This window comes from Rhizobium sp. SG2393 (assembly GCF_042610495.1).
Taxonomy (GTDB): Bacteria; Pseudomonadota; Alphaproteobacteria; order Rhizobiales; family Rhizobiaceae; genus RU20A.
The window spans coordinates 126,548-142,398 of the sequence record NZ_JBHGAP010000003.1 but is presented as its reverse complement, the minus strand read 5'-3'; the positions used below and the strand labels follow the sequence as shown (position 1 = coordinate 142,398).

16 protein-coding genes are annotated in these 15,851 nt (G+C 66.8%); 7 read left to right on the top strand and 9 right to left on the bottom strand.

The annotated features are described in order from the left end of the window. Positions 1-59: 59 nt before the first annotated feature. Together ACED18_RS11340 and ACED18_RS11335 are read right to left on the bottom strand one after the other, a co-directional pair. Positions 60-1,334, bottom strand: a complete 1,275-nt coding sequence (locus ACED18_RS11340; RefSeq protein WP_377292174.1) for an ATP-binding protein — start codon at positions 1,332-1,334, stop codon at positions 60-62. A gap of 3 nt (positions 1,335-1,337) precedes the next feature. After that, positions 1,338-2,054, bottom strand: coding sequence for a response regulator (locus tag ACED18_RS11335; protein WP_377292172.1), 717 nt, complete (start codon positions 2,052-2,054; stop codon positions 1,338-1,340). Between the two features lie 344 nt (positions 2,055-2,398). On the opposite strand from ACED18_RS11335, the gene ACED18_RS11330 reads away from it, so the two are divergent. The 6 genes from ACED18_RS11330 to mnhG are packed head-to-tail and all read left to right on the top strand — an operon-like array spanning position 2,399 to position 8,423. Then, positions 2,399-5,293: a monovalent cation/H+ antiporter subunit A gene (locus ACED18_RS11330; RefSeq protein ID WP_377292362.1), complete on the top strand. Its 2,895-nt coding sequence runs from the start codon at positions 2,399-2,401 to the stop codon at positions 5,291-5,293. Continuing rightward, positions 5,284-5,619: a Na+/H+ antiporter subunit C gene (locus ACED18_RS11325; protein ID WP_377292170.1), complete on the top strand. Its 336-nt coding sequence runs from the start codon at positions 5,284-5,286 to the stop codon at positions 5,617-5,619. Before ACED18_RS11330 ends, ACED18_RS11325 begins: the two co-directional genes overlap by 10 nt. Before the next feature lie 6 nt (positions 5,620-5,625). Continuing rightward, entirely contained in the window at positions 5,626-7,254 is a 1,629-nt protein-coding gene (locus tag ACED18_RS11320; protein ID WP_377292168.1) for a monovalent cation/H+ antiporter subunit D, read from the top strand. Positions 7,255-7,258: 4 nt separating this feature from the next. Beyond that, positions 7,259-7,747 (top strand): Na+/H+ antiporter subunit E, encoded by a 489-nt coding sequence (locus ACED18_RS11315; RefSeq protein ID WP_377292166.1) that lies wholly within the window; start codon positions 7,259-7,261, stop codon positions 7,745-7,747. Then, on the top strand, positions 7,744-8,025 hold the full coding sequence (locus ACED18_RS11310; protein WP_377292164.1) for a K+/H+ antiporter subunit F: 282 nt from the start codon (positions 7,744-7,746) through the stop codon (positions 8,023-8,025). Before ACED18_RS11315 ends, ACED18_RS11310 begins: the two co-directional genes overlap by 4 nt. Further along, a complete protein-coding gene (gene mnhG, locus ACED18_RS11305) occupies positions 8,022-8,423 on the top strand; it encodes a monovalent cation/H(+) antiporter subunit G (protein WP_377292162.1) in 402 nt (133 codons plus the stop codon). Before ACED18_RS11310 ends, mnhG begins: the two co-directional genes overlap by 4 nt. An 18-nt stretch (positions 8,424-8,441) precedes the next feature. Here the strand turns inward: mnhG and cobM are convergent, their stop codons facing one another. Together cobM and cbiE are read right to left on the bottom strand one after the other, a co-directional pair. Continuing rightward, positions 8,442-9,224: a precorrin-4 C(11)-methyltransferase gene (gene cobM, locus ACED18_RS11300; protein WP_377292160.1), complete on the bottom strand. Its 783-nt coding sequence runs from the start codon at positions 9,222-9,224 to the stop codon at positions 8,442-8,444. A 91-nt stretch (positions 9,225-9,315) separates the two neighbouring features. Beyond that, positions 9,316-10,569 (bottom strand): precorrin-6y C5,15-methyltransferase (decarboxylating) subunit CbiE, encoded by a 1,254-nt coding sequence (gene cbiE, locus ACED18_RS11295; protein ID WP_377292158.1) that lies wholly within the window; start codon positions 10,567-10,569, stop codon positions 9,316-9,318. On the opposite strand from cbiE, the gene ACED18_RS11290 reads away from it, so the two are divergent. Next, entirely contained in the window at positions 10,553-11,335 is a 783-nt protein-coding gene (locus tag ACED18_RS11290; protein ID WP_377292156.1) for a cobalt-precorrin-6A reductase, read from the top strand. The two genes, cbiE and ACED18_RS11290, sit on opposite strands and share 17 nt — an antisense overlap. Here ACED18_RS11290 and ACED18_RS11285 read toward each other — a convergent pair. The 5 genes from ACED18_RS11285 to cobF all read right to left on the bottom strand — a co-directional run bounded on the left by ACED18_RS11285 (position 11,287) and on the right by cobF (position 15,821). Then, entirely contained in the window at positions 11,287-12,093 is an 807-nt protein-coding gene (locus tag ACED18_RS11285; RefSeq protein WP_377292154.1) for a precorrin-3B C(17)-methyltransferase, read from the bottom strand. The two genes, ACED18_RS11290 and ACED18_RS11285, sit on opposite strands and share 49 nt — an antisense overlap. Continuing rightward, the gene (locus ACED18_RS11280; RefSeq protein ID WP_377292152.1) at positions 12,090-12,830 is read right to left on the bottom strand and encodes a precorrin-2 C(20)-methyltransferase; all 741 of its coding nucleotides are present in this window, start codon (positions 12,828-12,830) and stop codon (positions 12,090-12,092) included. The genes ACED18_RS11285 and ACED18_RS11280 overlap by 4 nt, the downstream gene beginning before the upstream one ends. Next, on the bottom strand, positions 12,827-13,459 hold the full coding sequence (locus ACED18_RS11275; protein WP_377292150.1) for a precorrin-8X methylmutase: 633 nt from the start codon (positions 13,457-13,459) through the stop codon (positions 12,827-12,829). Before ACED18_RS11275 ends, ACED18_RS11280 begins: the two co-directional genes overlap by 4 nt. A 97-nt stretch (positions 13,460-13,556) precedes the next feature. Further along, positions 13,557-14,933 carry a precorrin-3B synthase gene (gene cobG, locus ACED18_RS11270; RefSeq protein WP_377292148.1) on the bottom strand — a complete coding sequence of 459 codons (1,377 nt, stop codon included), beginning with the start codon at positions 14,931-14,933 and terminating at the stop codon, positions 13,557-13,559. A 111-nt stretch (positions 14,934-15,044) separates the two neighbouring features. Beyond that, the gene (gene cobF, locus ACED18_RS11265; RefSeq protein ID WP_377292146.1) at positions 15,045-15,821 is read right to left on the bottom strand and encodes a precorrin-6A synthase (deacetylating); all 777 of its coding nucleotides are present in this window, start codon (positions 15,819-15,821) and stop codon (positions 15,045-15,047) included. Positions 15,822-15,851 lie beyond the last annotated feature (30 nt).

Sequence of the window (15,851 nt, the reverse complement as noted above, 5' to 3'; positions counted from 1 at the left end):
ATCTCGATGGCGTCCGGGATCACACAGGCCGGGTCGCGGACCCCCAACAAGCAAAGACCTCAGAGCGAGGGCTCGGACGGACTGCGCAGCGGAAGCGTCACCGTCTGCTCCAGGCCACCATGGTCCCGGTTCCAGATCCAGATGGCACCGCCATGTTTCTCGATGATCTCGCGCGCGATGGCCAGTCCCAGGCCGGCGCCGGGCACCGTCTGGCGTCGCGCCTGATCGACCCGGAAAAACGGCTCGAAGACCTGCGTGAGAAGCTCCGAGGGAATGCCCGGCCCACGATCGAGAACCTTGAGAATGACGGCGCTATCCATGACCTTCAGCGCGATGCTGGCGCCTTGTCCGTGCGTGGCCGCATTGACGAAGAGATTGCGCAGCGCCCGCTTCAGGGCGAAGGAGGAGCCTGAAACCTCCGCCCTCTGTAAGACGCCGTGCAGAATGATCGGCAATCCCGCGTCCTGCATTTCGAGCATGACCTCGGCGACGAGATTGTCGATGCGGACCCGCCCGGCGCCGGCCGCGCCCACCTCCTCGCGAACCAGCTGGATCGCGCTATCGGCCATGTGGTCGAGTTCGTCGAGATCGGCAAGCCAGGCCGCGCGCTCATCCGCATCCACGACGAATTCGGCCCTGAGCCGCATGCGGGTCATGGGTGTGCGCATGTCGTGGCCTGCCGCCGCCACCACCCGCATGCGGCTGGCAATGGCCGAATTCAGCCGGACGGAGAGACGGTTGATGACAGAGGCGGACGCGCGCAACTCGGCAGGCCCCCGTTCCGGCACATGCGGGATCATGCCATCGGCACCGACACCGCTGACCGCATGCTCCAGCAAACGAAGCGGACGCATGATCATGCCGCTCGTGTAAAGCGCGATGGCCGTAGCCCCGAGGCCGACGAGGCCCAGATAGGTAAACAGCGGAAACAGCGGAAGTGTGTCGCGCATCGGAAATCCGAGATAGGCCCAGCGTCCGTCGCCGATCTCGACGACCACGTGGCCGACCCGCTCTCCGTGCCGATCCACATGCCAGACAAGCGCCGCCTTCTCCGCGTGTCCGCGCGTCTGGAGGAGACGAGAAATGGCGGCCGTGCGCGGACCATCGATCTCTTCCGGCTTCGGCGCCGGGCCGACCTCCAGCATCAACTTCGTGGCTGCGGTGGGATCGAGCTGGAAAAGGCGGGTCGTGATCTCGACCTTCTCGGCCATCACATCGGCAAACCGCGCCTCCATCGATGTCCGCACAAGATGCACCGTCACCAGGCTCGCGATCGTCATGACGAGAAGCACCGCCACAACGAGGAGCAGGGTGAAGCGAGCGCGCAGCGACATCGATCAGGAGATCCGTTCGACGGCCGTCGCCAATTGGTAGCCTCTGTTGCGCACGGTCTTCAAAAGGTTGAAAACGCTGGCGTCACCAAGCTTGCGCCGCAGGCGCGACACGAGAATGTCGATGGACCGGTCAAACGGCTCCGGCGCGCGCCCCTGCGTGAGTTCCAGCAGGTTTTCACGGGAAAGCACCCGCCCTGGCCGTTGCAGGAACACGGCAAGCAGTTCGAACTCGCCGCCGGTCAACTCGATCGCACAACCGTCGGGCCCAAGCAGGCAGCGCTGCTCGATATCGGCGACATAGCCGGCAAAATGGTAGCGGCTTTCGGAGGCGACCGGCTGCGCGCTCACACGCCCGCGGCGCAGCACGGCCCGGATGCGGGCCACCAGTTCGCGCGGATTGAAAGGCTTGCCCAGATAGTCGTCGGCACCGAACTCAAGTCCGATGATGCGATCGATATCCTCCTTCAACGCCGTCAGCAGGATGACGGGCAGATGCGGACGGCGCGTATGCAGCGTGCGGCAGAGATCAAGACCGGACCCATCCGGCAGCATGACGTCGAGAACCACGAGATCGACGCTCTTTTCCTCCAGGCGCGTCTCGCATGCCGCGCGACTTTCGGCCGGGGTCACGCGAAAGCCCTGGCTATCGAGATATCTGGACAAAAGCCTGAGGATTTCGGGATCGTCATCGACAACGAGAATATGCGGCGCCGTTTCCATTACAGACCCATCTCGGGACCCGCAGCCAGGGTGCGCGGTCGGGAACAAAGATTTCTAACTTAAGTATTGGCGAACGGTCCCGCCGCTGTCTTCGAATATATGGGGTTTCAAAAGACAATTCGGCTGTCATCCACAAGCAAATCCTACATTTTCGTGAAATCGGGCGAATTTTGCCCCCAAGGGTTGGCACTCTTCGCACTGCGACATAGATTGCCGGTAGGCCTTGCGCCTGTGCGGTCCCGCCGCAAAACCCCAACGCCCGAAGCCGTTTCAAAGGAGCCGAGACGATCGACGACTTGACACCCTTCCTGTTGCTTGTGGTCTTCCTGCCCTTTCTCGCCAGCATGGTCGTGCTGTGCGTGCCGCCTTCGCGGGGCGATCTGGCGGGCTGGCTGGCGGGTGGCGTCGCCTTCGTTCTCTTCGTCCTGAACCTTGCCTTCTTCCCTGCCATCAGCAACGGCGCGGTCCTGACCCATGTCGTGCACTGGATGCCGGAATACGGGCTCGACCTCAAACTGCGCATGGACGGCTATTCCTGGCTGTTTGCAACGCTGATCACCGCCATCGGCATGCTCGTCGTCGCCTATGCGCGCTACTACATGTCGCGCAACGACCCGATCCCGCGTTTCTTCGCCCTGTTCCTCGCCTTCATGGGCGCCATGCTCGGCCTCGTTCTGGCCGGAAATCTCGTGCTGATCGCGGTCTTCTGGGAGATGACCAGCATCGTCTCCTTCCTGCTGATCGGCTACTGGCACCACAATGCAGCGGCCCGCGATGGCGCGCGCATGGCGCTCATCATGACCGGCACGGGCGGCCTCTGCCTCCTCGTCGGCCTGCTGATCATCGGCAGCATCGTCGGCTCCTACGATCTGGATGTCGTGCTCGCCTCCGGCAATGTCATTCGCGAACATCCGCTCTATCTCACGGTCCTCATCCTCGTCCTTCTCGGCGCGCTGACGAAGAGCGCGCAGTTCCCCTTCCATTTCTGGCTGCCCCACGCCATGGCGGCGCCGACCCCCGTCTCCGCTTTCCTCCATTCGGCCACCATGGTGAAGGCCGGCATCTTCCTGCTCACCCGCTTCTGGCCGATCCTGTCGGGCACACCCGAATGGTTCTGGCTTCTCGGTCTCGCTGGCCTCGCCACGCTGGTGCTGGGCTCGTGGTTTGCCATCTTCCAGCAGGACATCAAGGGCCTGCTGGCCTATTCCACCATAAGCCACCTCGGCCTCATCGTCGTGCTGCTGTCGCTCGGAAGCCCGCTTGCCGCCGTCGCCGCGATCTTCCACACGGCCAACCACGCGACCTTCAAGGCCTCGCTCTTCATGGCCGCCGGCATCATCGACCACGAGACGGGCACGCGCGACATGCGGCGGCTCAGCGGGCTCTTCCGGGCGCTGCCCTACACCGCCACGCTCGCCATGGTCGCCAGCGCCGCCATGGCGGGCGTGCCGCTTCTGAACGGCTTCATCTCCAAGGAAATGTTTTTCGCCGAGGCCATCGAGACCCACCAGCTCAACATTCTCGATACGGTCACGCCCTATCTCGCCACCATCGCCGGCCTCTTCTCGGTCACCTATTCGCTGCGCTTCATCCAGAGCGTCTTCTTCGGCCCGCCGGCGACGGATCTGCCGATCGCCTCGCCGCATGAACCGCCCCGCTGGATGCGCGCGCCGATCGAGCTTCTGGTGCTGATCTGCCTGATCATCGGCATCGTGCCGGCCTATACGATCGGCCCGTTCCTGCATCTGGCCGTCGTTTCCGTGCTGGGTGTCCGCACGCCGGAATATTCGCTCTCCATCTGGCACGGGTTCAATCTGCCGTTGGTGATGAGCCTCGTCGCCCTCGTCGGCGGCGTCATCCTGCATTTCATCCTGAAGAACTACCTGAAGACCAGCCCCGAAGGCCCGCCGCTCATCCGCCGCCTGGAAGGTCAGCGTGTCTTCGAGCGCGTGCTGGTCGCCGTCTCCTGGAAATGGGCGCGTGCCGTCGAGGCCTTTGCCGGCACGCGCCGCCTCCAGCCGCAGATGCGCCTGCTCTTCGCCATCGCGATCGCCGCCGTCGGTGTCCCGCTGTTCCTGGCCCGCTTCAATCCGCCGGAGGTCACGCTGCGGGCTGCCGATCCCGTGCTGGCGCTCGTCTGGCTGGTCGGTGGTGCCTGCGCCATCGCAGCCGCCTATCAGGCAAAGTTCCACCGCCTCGCCGCTTTGGTGCTGCTCGGCGGCGCCGGCCTTGCCACCTGCATCACCTTCGTCTGGTTCTCCGCACCGGATCTGGCGCTGACCCAGTTCCTCGTGGAAATCGTCACGACCGTGCTGATCCTGCTTGGCCTTCGCTGGCTGCCGAAGCGCTACGAGAAGGTCAATGCGGCCGAGGAAAATGCGCTGAACGTGCGCCTGCGCCGCCTGCGCGACCTTGTCATGGCCGTGATCGCGGGCCTCGGCCTCGCAACGCTCGCCTATACCGTGATGACCACCCCGCAGGGCCAGACCATCGGCGACGAATTCCTGAAGCGCGCCTATCCCGAAGGCGGCGGCACCAATGTGGTCAACGTCATCCTCGTGGATTTCCGCGGCTTCGACACGCTCGGCGAAATCGGTGTTCTCGCCATCGTCGCGCTCACCGTCTTCGCCCTTCTGCTACGCTTCCGCCCGGCGACCGACAGCCTGGAAAAGCCCGAGCAGCAGCGCATCCAGAACGCTTTTGATGCCGGTCACCCCGACCGCGACGACGGCGAGAGTGCGGCGGAATATATCTTCCTGCCCTCCGTGCTGATGCGCTGGCTCTTCCCGGTCATCGGCCTCTTTGCCGCATGGCTGTTCTTCCGGGGCCATGACATGCCGGGCGGCGGCTTTGCGGCCGGCATCGCCATGTCGATCGGCTTTATCCTGCAATACATGGCCGGCGGCACGCGCTGGGTGGAAGAGCGTCTGCGCATCCATCCGCTGCGCTGGGCCGGGATCGGGCTCGTGCTCGCCGCGAGCACCGGGCTCGCCTCCTGGGGGCTCGGCTATCCCTTCCTGACCACCTATTTCCAGTATCTGGAGATCCCGCATCTTGGAAAGATACCGGCGGCCTCCGCCCTGATCTTCGATCTCGGCGTCTTCTCGCTGGTGCTGGGTGCGACCGTCCTCATCCTCATCGCGCTGGCCCACCAGTCGGTGCGCGCCCCCCGTGCGCACGCCCGCGCCCAGAAGCGCGCAGCCGCCGCAGCAGCCGAGGAGGCGCCGGAATGGAACTGATCATCGCAGCCGCCATCGGCATCCTTTCCGCCTCCGGCATCTGGCTTATCCTGCGCCCGCGCACCTATCAGGTCATCATCGGCCTCTCGCTGCTCTCCTATGCCGTCAACCTCTTCATCTTCGGCATGGGGCGGCTGCGCGTCGATGCGCCGCCGGTCATCGACAAGGTGACGAACCCGCCGGTAACGGCCTATGCAGATCCCGTCCCGCAGGCGCTGGTGCTGACCGCCATCGTCATCGGCTTCGCCATGACGGCCCTCTTCCTCGTCGTGCTGCTCGCTTCGCGCGGCTTTACCCGCACCGACCACGTGGACGGGAGGGAATAGGCCCCGATGCCCAACCATCTCGTCATCCTGCCGATCCTCCTGCCGCTGATCGCGGCAGCCGCCATGATCCCGATCAGCGAGCGCAGCCGCACGCTGAAGGGCCTGATCGGCGTCGGTACGACCTTCGTGGTCTTTCTGGTTTCGGTGCTCCTCGTGCGCCAGGCGGCCGCGGAGGGGACAGCGCCGGCGGTCTATCTTCTCGGCAACTGGTCCTCGAGCTTTGGCATCGTGCTTGTCGCCGACCGCCTCTCGGCGCTGATGCTCTTCCTCACCAGCATCCTGGCGCTGGCAGCGCAGGTCTATGGCATGGCGAAGTGGCATACCGCCGGCTACCACTTCCACAGCCTCTTCCTCATGCTGGTCGCCGGCCTGAACGGCGCCTATCTCACCGGCGATATCTTCAATCTCTTCGTCTTCTTCGAAATGCTGCTCGCCGCCTCCTACGGGCTTCTGCTGCACGGCTCCGGCCCGCAGCGCGTCAGGGCCGGGCTGCACTACATCGCCATCAACCTCGCAGCCTCCTCGCTTTTCCTCATCGGCATCGCGCTGCTCTATGGCGCGGCCGGTACGCTGAACATGGCGAGCCTCGCGCTCGCCTTCCGCGAGGCCGACCCGGCAAACCGCCTGCTCCTGGAAGCGGGTGCCGCCGCCATAGGGATCACCTTCCTCGTCAAGGCCGGCATGTGGCCGCTCTGCTTCTGGCTGCCGGGCGCCTATTCGGTCGCGACACCGCCGGCTGCCGCCATCTTCGCGGTACTGAGCAAGGTCGGGATCTATATCCTGCTGCGCCTCAGCCTGCTCGTCTTCGGGCCTGCCGCCGGCAATTCCGCCGGCTTCGGGCTCACGCTGATCTTCTATGGCGGCCTCGCCACCATCGCCTTCGGCATGATCGGCGTTCTCGCCTCCCAGGCCATGGGCAGGCTCGCCAGCTACTGCGTGCTCGTCTCCTCGGGCACGCTTCTGGCAGCCATCGGCCTCGGCAAGCCGGAAGTCGTCGGCGGCGCGCTCTTCTACCTCGTCAGTTCCTCGCTCACCCTCTCGGCCTTCTTCCTGCTGATCGAACTGGTCGAGCGTGGCCGCGATGCCGGCGCCGACGTTCTCGCCGTGACCATGGAAGCCTATGGCGACGCGGAGGACGACGAGGTGCAGGAAGAGGTGGGGGTCGCCATTCCCGCCACCGTCGCCGTGCTTGGTTTCTGCTTCTCGGCCTGCGGCATCCTGATCGCCGGCCTGCCGCCGCTCTCCGGCTTCCTCGCCAAGTTCGCCATGCTGAGCAGCATCCTCGGCCCGGATGCCCGCGCGGTCACGCCCGCCAGTTGGGCCTTCGTGGCACTCGTCATCATCTCGGGCCTGGCGGCGATGATCGCCATGAGCCGCGCCGGCATCCGCACCTTCTGGGCCTCGATCGAAGGCACCGTCCCCCGCGTGATGGTGGTGGAGATCATGCCGGTCGTCATGCTGCTCGGCATCTGCGTGCTCTTCAGCATCCAGGCAGCCGCCGCCGTCGGCTACATGGACGACACCGCCCGCGCGCTGACAGATCCCGACCGCTACATCAACGCCGTGCGCGGCGCCGTGACGGTGCCGGGGGCCGAACAGATCATCGGCACCAAGCCTGTCACGGACGGGGGCTGAGGCGATGCGCTACTGGTTCCCCTTCCCGCTTCTGACCCTCGGGCTGCTGGCCATGTGGCTGGTCATGACCCGCTCGGCCACGACGGCCAACCTGCTGCTCGGCATTTTCCTGTCGGTGCCGGCCGCCTGGGCCATGGTCAACCTGCAACCGCTGAAATCCCGGCTCAACGCCCCCGGCGCCATGCTCCGGCTCGCCGGCCATGTCGTGGTCGACATCGCCCTCTCCAACATCAAGGTCGCCGGCAGCATCCTGAAAGGCCTCAGGCGCAAGCCCCGCTCGGGCTTCGCAACCGTGCGCCTGACGCTGACGGATGAAAACGGCCTCGCGATCCTCGCCTGTATCCTGACGGCGACGCCCGGCACAGCCTGGCTCTCCTTCGACCGCCGCAGCGGCGTGCTGCTCCTGCACATTCTCGATCTCGATGACGCCGAGGACTGGCCGACCATCATCCGCGACCGCTACGAAAAACCGCTTCTGGAGATCTTCCGATGACGGCGCTCTTCCTGCTCTGGGCCATCCTCGTCGCCCAGCTCATTCTTGGCCTCGCCATGCTGCTTTCGCTCTACCGCATCATCAAGGGCCCGCGCGCGCAGGATCGCGTCCTGGGCCTCGATGCCGTCTACATGAACGCGATGCTGCTCCTGATCACCTTCGGCATCCGTACTGGCGACAGCATCTATTTCGAGATCGCGCTGGCGATCGCGCTGCTCGGCTTCGTCTCCACCATCGCGCTCGCCAAATTCCTCATGCGCGGCGAGGTGATCGAATGACCAGCATCACCGACCTGCCCGTCTGGGCCGCCGTGATTGTCTGCCTGCTGGTACTGGCGGGCGCGATCTTCTCGCTGATCGGCGCCATCGGTCTCGTGCGCCTGCCGGAATTCTACCAGCGCCTGCACGCGCCGGGCCTCACGACCAGCGGCGCGGTCATCCTCGTCAGCCTCGGCTCCGGCCTCTGCTTTGCGCTTCTGGACGGCCGCTGGATCATCCACGAGCTGCTGATCATCGTCTTCACCCTGATCACCACGCCGATCACGCTGCTTCTTCTCGGCAAGGCCTCGCTCTACCGCGACCGCACGGAGGGCAACGACGTGCCGGCCAAGATCGTGCTCGGCCCGTCGATTGCCGAAGCCGCCGTCAACCGGCTGCCGGAACTGCCGACGGAGTAACGACGAACCGGTCGGACCTCACGCTTCGTCGAGCCCCGCATTGCCGTCGCGGCCCCGGAACCGGCGCTGGTAGGCTGCATCGTAAAGCGCGCTCTCGCGGAAACCCTCGGCCGAGAGCGTGCGGCCGACGAAGACGATGGCCGTGCGCTCGATCGGCTCCTCGGCCACCGTCGCCTCGATGTCGGCAAGCGTGCCGCGCACCACGCGCTCATCCGGCCAGGAGGCCTTGACGACGATGGCGACCGGGCAGTCGGCACCATAGAGCGGCGAGAGTTCCGCCACGATCTTCGGCAGGGCATGAATGGCCAGATGAATGGCAAGCGTCGCGCCCGTCGCGCCGAAGCCGGCAAGCGTTTCCCCATCAGGCATGGGCGAGGCCCGGCCGGAGACGCGGGTGAGAACGAGGCTCTGCGCCACGGCTGGAATGGTCAGCTCCCGCCCGAGCGCAGCCGCCGCCGCCGCAAAGGAGGGCACGCCCGGCGTCAGCGTGTAGGGAATGCCGTGCTTTTCCAGCCGCCGGATCTGCTCGGCAACGGCGCTCCAGACGGAGAGATCGCCGGAATGCAGCCGCGCCACATCCTCGCCCGCCTGATGGGCGCGGACATATTCCGCCTCGATCTCGTCCAGCGACATCGGCGCCGTATCGACGATGCGCGCATCCGGCCGGCACCAGGTGAGCAGTTCCGGCGAGACGATCGAGCCCGCATAGAGGCAGACCGGCGCCCGCGCAATGAGATCGCGCCCGCGAACCGTGATGAGATCCGCCGCACCCGGGCCCGCTCCGATGAAATGCACGGTCATGATGATGGTCCTTTCGATGCGAGAAGAATTTCGGTTCGCCGGCCAGTCAGGGATGTCTCGGGGTTTGCGCCCAGACCGTCCCGGCACGCCCTCACGATGGCTTCACCCAGCGCCATTGCGTGACCGGCATGGCCGGACGCCAGCCCGTCATGCCGCCCACGGGGCTGGCACGGGCGATGTCGATGCGGATCAGGCTGCCGCCGAGGCGCTGGTGGGCGGCGAGAAGCACCGCTTCCATCTCCAGCGTCACGCCATTGGCGACCAGCCGTCCGCCGGGCTTCAATGCCGCAACGGCGGCGTCGAAAACACCCGCCTCGCTGCCACCACCGCCGATGAAGATCGCGTCCGGCGCCGGCAGGCCGGCAAGCGCCGCGGGCGCCATGCCCTCCGCCAGCACCAGCCCCGGCACGCCGAAGGCAGTCGCATTGCGCCGGATGCGGTCCGCCCGCTCGCCGTGCTGCTCGATCGCAATCGCACGGTTGGCGGTGTCCGCGAGCATCCATTCGATGCCGATCGAACCGGAGCCCGCACCGATATCCCAGAGCAATTCGCCACGACGGGGCTGGAGCGCCGAGAGCGTGACCGCGCGGATTTCGGATTTGGTGATCTGCCCGTCATGCTCGAAGAGACCATCGTCGAGCCCCGCCGCACGCGGCAGAACGCGCGCGTCCGTATCCGCGACGACCGCGATGGCGCAGAGGTTCAGCGCATGGACGCCCGTGAGCGCGAAGCTGTCGGCAAGCCCGCTTGTCACCCGCTCCTCCGGCCCGCCGAGCGCCTCCAGCACAGTAAGAATTGACTGACCAAATCCATTTGCCGTCAGCAGCGCGGCGAGCGCCGCGGGCCCCTCGCCGTCCGAGGTCAGGGCGAGCAGGCGGGCACCCGGCTGCAGATGCGGGCGGATGAGATCGAGCGGCCGGCCATGCAGGGAAACGGTCGTGACATCCTGCAGCGCCCAGCCGAGCCGGGCGGCCGCGAGGCTGAAGCTCGACGGCGCCGGCAGCACCCGCATCTCGGCAACCGCAATGCGCCGCGAAAGTGTCACGCCCACACCGAAGAAGAAGGGATCGCCCGACGCCAGCACCACGGTGGGCACGCCCCTCACATCCACCACGGCCTGCACGGCGGCATCGAAGGGTGCCGGCCAGCGCACCGCGCGGCCGGCGATCAGCGGCGCCGCAAGCGCCAGATGCCGCTCGCCGCCAAAGACGGTCGCTGCCGCCGCGATCGCCCGCTTGGCCTCGTCGCCGAGACCCGCTAGACCATCCTCGCCGAGACCGACCACTGTCAGCCAAGGCCGCTGCACGGACGAAGACGAGGGATCAGACATGGGCGCGCACCGCATTCTCATTCTGGGCGGCACGGGCGAAGCCCGCCGGCTGGCGGAGCATGTGGCCACCGTCTCCGGCTTCGATGCCAGGATTTCGCTCGCCGGACGCACGGCCGAGCCGCGCCCCCTGCCGCTGCCGACCCGCATCGGCGGCTTCGGCGGTGCGGAGGGCCTTGCCCGATACCTGAAGGAACAGGCGATCGACCTCATGATCGACGCCACGCATCCCTTCGCGGCGCGCATGTCCGTCAACGCCGCAGAGGCGAGCGCGCTGACGCAGACCCCGCTCTTTGCCCTGCGCCGCGCCGCCTGGCAGCCGGTCGCGGGCGATCGCTGGACCAGCGTTCCCGACATCGACGCGGCCGTCACGGCCCTTGGGGCAACGCCCCGGAGCGTCTTCCTCGCCATCGGCCGGCAGGAGGCACACCGCTTCGCGGCCGCCCCGGAGCACAGCTATCTGATCCGCAGCGTCGATCCCGTCGATCCGCCGCTCGCCGTGCCGAAGGCCGTCTACATCCGCTCGGCCGGCCCCTTCACGCTGGAAACGGAAAGCGCGCTCATCACCGAGCACGCCATCGAGGTCATCGTCACCAAGAACAGCGGCGGCGACGCCACCGTCGCCAAGCTCGACGCCGCCCGTGCGCTCGGGATTGAGGTGATCATGGTCGAGCGCCGCCTGCCGCCGGAGGTGCCGACGGTCGAAACCGTGGAGGCTGCGCTCGCCGCCATCGCTCATCGCTTCGGCGTCCCGGATGTGGGATCGATGAACCGCGGCGTATAGACGAGATCGGGCAGGTCCGGGCGCGCGATGATCCGCGTTTCCGGCGAGCCGATGATGACGCAGGTCGCCATGTCCGCCAGCGCCGCATCGGCCTCGCCGAGCGGCTTCACCACGATCCGCTCGTCGGGCCGGCCCGCCGCGCGCCCGAAGATGACGGGCACGCTGCCCGGCAGCACCGAGCGCAACAGGTCGAAGGCCGCGCCCAGTTGCCAGGGCCGCGCCTTCGAGATCGGATTGTAGAGCGCAATCACCATGCCCGCTTCCGCCATCAGCCGCAGGCGGCGCGTGATGACCTCCCAGGGCTTCAGATTGTCCGAGAGCGAGATGGCGCAGAAGTCATGCCCAAGCGGCGCGCCGATGCGCGCGGCCACCGCGAGCATCGCGGTCACGCCGGGCGTCACGATGAATTCGATCTCGCGCCATTCGGCCGGCCCCGCATCGATCGCCTCGCACATGGCCGCCGCCATGGCAAAAACGCCGGGATCGCCGCCGGAGACGACGCAGACATCGATCCCCGCCGCGGCCCGCGTCAGCGCGTGGCGGGCGCGGTCCAGTTCCTCACGATTGTCGGAGGCGACGCGGATCTGGTCCGGCCGAAGCGTCAGACGATCGAGATAGGGTCCGTAGCCGAAGAACTCCGTTGCCGCCGAAACGGCAGACAACGCTTCCGGCGTCATCTGCTCCGGACTGCCCGGCCCGGTGCCGACGACGAAGAGGCGTCCGCGCTTCGTCGCATCGCTCGCCACGGACCCGGTCATGGCCGCGCCTTCCAGCCGGGCACCAACACCAGCGAAAAATAGGGCGCCTCGTCCGTTTCCTTGTCGGCGAGCGCGATCATCGCCTGGTTGGCCATGGTGCCACGCTCGACATAAATGGCCGTGTCAAGCTTGCCGACCGCCTGCAGCGCCCGGCGGATCTTCGGCAGATTGCGACCGACCTTCATGATGACGGCGCCTTCCGTATCCGAAAGCCGTCGTGTCAGCTCGAATTCCGGCATGGTGCCCGGCAGCACGGAAAGCACGTCATCGCCCTGCACCAGCGGCAGCCCGGCGGCCGACCAGCAGCCGGACATGGCGGTGATGCCCGGAATGACCTCGGTCGTGTAGCGATGCGCAAGCCGCACATGCAGATGCATGTAGGAGCCGTAAAACAGCGGATCGCCCTCCGAAAGGATCGCGACGGTGCGGCCGGCATCGAGATGCGCGGCGACTGCTGCGGCCGACGCGTCGTAAAAGCCGGTGATCTGGCTCTTGTAGCCGTCCTCTTCCTTGTCGATCTCCGTCGTCACGGGATAGTAGAGCGGCAGTTCTTCCGTGTGCTTGCGGGCGAGACGATCGATGATGCCGCGCCCGTTGCCGCGCCGTCCGGCCTTGGCGAAATAGGCGAGAACGTCGCAGTCCTCGATGATCCGCACGGCCTTGACCGTCAGCAGGTCCGGATCACCCGGACCGGTCCCAACGCCATAGAGCAGACCCGTCGTTTCCACCGCGCTCACAGGCCCGGCCTCGCGAGCGAATTCAGCGCCGCCGCCGTGATCGCGGAACCGCCGAGGCGGCCGCGCACGATGGCGAAGGGAACGCCGTAGGACTGTTCGGCGAGCGCATCCTTGCTTTCCGCCGCACCGACGAAACCGACCGGCATGCCGAGGATCGCCGCCGGCTTCGGCGCGCCGTCCCGCAGCCTCTCGAGCAGATAGAAGAGCGCCGTCGGCGCATTGCCGATCGCCACCACGGCGCCGGCCATCCTGTCCATCCACAGATCGATGGCGGCAGCCGAGCGCGTATTGCCGATCGCTTTGGCGATCTCGGCCGTGCGCGGATCGCGCAGCGTGCAGATCACCTCGTTGTTGGCCGGCAGGCGCGCATGCGTCACGCCATGGGCCACCATGTTTGCATCACACAAAATCGGCGCGCCGGCCTGCAACGCGCCTCGGGCGGCGGTCACGAAGTCGGGAGAGAAGACGAAGTGCTGCGCCGCCTCCACCAGCCCGCAGGCGTGCACCATGCGCACGGCAAGATCCGCCTCGGCCTCCGAAAAGCGGGCAAGATCGGCTTCCGCCCGGATGATCGCGAAGGAGCGTTCGTAGATCGCGTCGCCCTCGCGGATATAATCGTAGTCTGGCATTCCTGATCCTGGCCGCTCTTCCGGGCTCCAACCTCTGGCCCGGCGCCGGCTTTCCCGGCTCTCTGCTTCGTCGCCGCATTCAGGGGTCCGGCAGGACTCAAGCCCCGTGGAACGCCAATGCGACCCTCTCCTCCCCGAGCCGCCGGAGACAGGCACGGGCCGTTTCGCCGGGATGCCGTTCACCCGCCACCAGCCTGTCGAGGCGGTCGATAGCCGGGCCTATCCCATCCTCACCCCTGTAGGCAAGAGGCAGGCGCGATGCCGTCCCATTGACGACCAATCCATATCCTGATGGCGCACCCACGACAACGAGATCCGCCACCGCCGGCCGCGCGCAGCCCTTGGGACAGCCGGAGAGATGGACGGAGACCGAACCATCGAACAGCGACGGCGCACCGGCGATCAGCCGTGCGGCCAGCGCCTGCGTGGCGATTGTTGCCGAAGCGCAGGCGCCCAGACCGACGCAGGCATCGATATGATTGCGCGGATCGTCGGCCGTGATGCGCAGCCCGGCCTCCTCCGCAAGCTGCAAGGCCTCGCCTATCGCAGCCGGCGCAAGACCGAGCACGAGGATGGCATGGTCCCGCGCCAGCCGGATTTCCGTGGCACCGAGAGCGGCCAGCCTGCCGGCAAGATGGGCCAGCGTCGGCGCCTCCGCCTGCCCATAGGAAAGGCCAAGACCCAGCACCGTCCCTGCAGTGCCGAGATCGTGCAGGCCGGGAATGGCGAGCGAAGCCGGCCGCACCAGCGGATCGCCAGCCCCCACGAAACGATCGAACACGACCGCCTCTGCCATCAACTCCCGCCCGCGCGCCCGTGGGCCCGCTGCGTGCAGGGCGGCAAGACAGGCGAGAAGCGCCGGTACGACATCGTCCGTCACGACATGGCCGATGGGCCGCGCATGCGCGCCATCCCCGCCGGCGGCGATCCGCCAGATGCCCTCGCCAACCGCATCGGCGCGCAGATCCGCGGCGGATACGGACAGATCGAGCCGCCCGCCGCCATCGACAATCACCGAAAGCTTCGGCGCGAGCACGAAGCCGGAGGCCGCAACGGCATCCCGCAAGGCTTCCGCGAGCGGTGTCGGATCGGCCACCTCGCCCGGATCGATGCCCGCCAGCGGCGGAACCTCGATGGCAAGCCCGGTGGCAAGCGGCAGCGGAATATCGGCAATCATCCGCGACAGCCGCTCGGTGCTCTCGCTCGTCAGGCCGCGCACCTGCAGATTGCCGCGCGCGGTGATATCGACAATGCCGTTTCCTGTCGTCGCTGCCGCCCGCATCAGGGCGGTGAAGGTGTCGGGCGAAAGGCCGGGTGCCAGCGGCCGCAGCCGTGCCAGCAGACCATCCCCGGTCTGCATGGGCGCGGATAGCGTCGGACAGGCACCACGCGCCAAGGACGCGGAGCCCCCCTCCACTGGAGACGGCAGAGCGGCGGTGTGTGCGGCTGCAAGAGGCCTGTCGGCGAGAGTCATGGCGGCACCCTATCCTATCCCGGTGGATGACAGAAGCGTGGCCGTGCTCACCGCATCTTGCCGCTTCTGTCCTTGCGCAGGATCAATCCGCAGCGGCGGCGCTGACGCCGCTCACGCCCGATCGTCGAAATCCTCGCCCTTCTGGAGCAGGTAGATATCCATGATCCAGCCATGGCGGGCGCGTGCCGCCTGACGGGTCACGAGGATCTCGTCCCTGACCTCCGCGAGCCTGCCCGCAATGACGATCTCGTCCGCCGTGCCGAGATAGGCGCCCCAGTAGATGCGCGCATCGGGATCGTCGATCGCCATGAAGGCCTGCTCGCCATCGAGCATCACGACCGCACTTTCCGAACGCTGTGGAAACGTCTCCTTCAGCCGCCGGCCCGTGGTGATTTCCACCGGCTTGCCGACGAGATTCAGCGGAATGCCATGGGCGGCGCACAGCGTCTGCACGCTGGTGATGCCGGGAATGACGCGCATCTTGAAGGCGACATTCCCCCGCGCCGCGACGCGGTTGAGGATTCGGATGGTCGAATCATAAAGCATCGGATCACCCCAGACGAGAAGCCCTCCGGTGCCGCCTTCGGGAATCTCGCGCGCAAACAGCGCCTCGTAGGTCGCCGCAATCGCCGCATGCCAGTCATCGACACCAGCGACATAGGCCCGGCCCTCTGCCTGCCGCTTCGGCAGGGAGAATTCCACCTGCCGGCTGTCGGCACGCGTCACATGCTGCCGGCAGATCTCGCGGCGCACCTCGGCAAGCCCCGCCTTCTCCTCGCCCTTCAGCGGAATGAACAGCGTATCGGCCGCATTCAGCGCCTTCACCGCCTCGATCGTCAGATGATCGGGATTGCCGGTGCCGATGCCGATGACGAGAATGGTTTTCATGCGCCTGCCCTGCTCTGTCCGGCCTGCCTG

Bases quoted from the DNA above. Each gene is read 5' to 3' on its own strand.
- ACED18_RS11340 (WP_377292174.1), bottom strand. From the start codon at position 1,334: ATGTCGCTGCGCGCTCGCTTCACCCTGCTCCTCGTTGTGGCGGTGCTT.
- ACED18_RS11335 (WP_377292172.1), bottom strand. From the start codon at position 2,054: ATGGAAACGGCGCCGCATATTCTCGTTGTCGATGACGATCCCGAAATC.
- ACED18_RS11330 (WP_377292362.1), top strand. From the start codon at position 2,399: ATGGTCGTGCTGTGCGTGCCGCCTTCGCGGGGCGATCTGGCGGGCTGG.
- ACED18_RS11325 (WP_377292170.1), top strand. From the start codon at position 5,284: ATGGAACTGATCATCGCAGCCGCCATCGGCATCCTTTCCGCCTCCGGC.
- ACED18_RS11320 (WP_377292168.1), top strand. From the start codon at position 5,626: ATGCCCAACCATCTCGTCATCCTGCCGATCCTCCTGCCGCTGATCGCG.
- ACED18_RS11315 (WP_377292166.1), top strand. From the start codon at position 7,259: ATGCGCTACTGGTTCCCCTTCCCGCTTCTGACCCTCGGGCTGCTGGCC.
- ACED18_RS11310 (WP_377292164.1), top strand. From the start codon at position 7,744: ATGACGGCGCTCTTCCTGCTCTGGGCCATCCTCGTCGCCCAGCTCATT.
- mnhG (WP_377292162.1), top strand. From the start codon at position 8,022: ATGACCAGCATCACCGACCTGCCCGTCTGGGCCGCCGTGATTGTCTGC.
- cobM (WP_377292160.1), bottom strand. From the start codon at position 9,224: ATGACCGTGCATTTCATCGGAGCGGGCCCGGGTGCGGCGGATCTCATC.
- ACED18_RS11290 (WP_377292156.1), top strand. From the start codon at position 10,553: ATGGGCGCGCACCGCATTCTCATTCTGGGCGGCACGGGCGAAGCCCGC.
- cbiE (WP_377292158.1), bottom strand. From the start codon at position 10,569: ATGCGGTGCGCGCCCATGTCTGATCCCTCGTCTTCGTCCGTGCAGCGG.
- ACED18_RS11285 (WP_377292154.1), bottom strand. From the start codon at position 12,093: ATGACCGGGTCCGTGGCGAGCGATGCGACGAAGCGCGGACGCCTCTTC.
- ACED18_RS11275 (WP_377292150.1), bottom strand. From the start codon at position 13,459: ATGCCAGACTACGATTATATCCGCGAGGGCGACGCGATCTACGAACGC.
- cobG (WP_377292148.1), bottom strand. From the start codon at position 14,933: ATGACTCTCGCCGACAGGCCTCTTGCAGCCGCACACACCGCCGCTCTG.
- cobF (WP_377292146.1), bottom strand. From the start codon at position 15,821: ATGAAAACCATTCTCGTCATCGGCATCGGCACCGGCAATCCCGATCAT.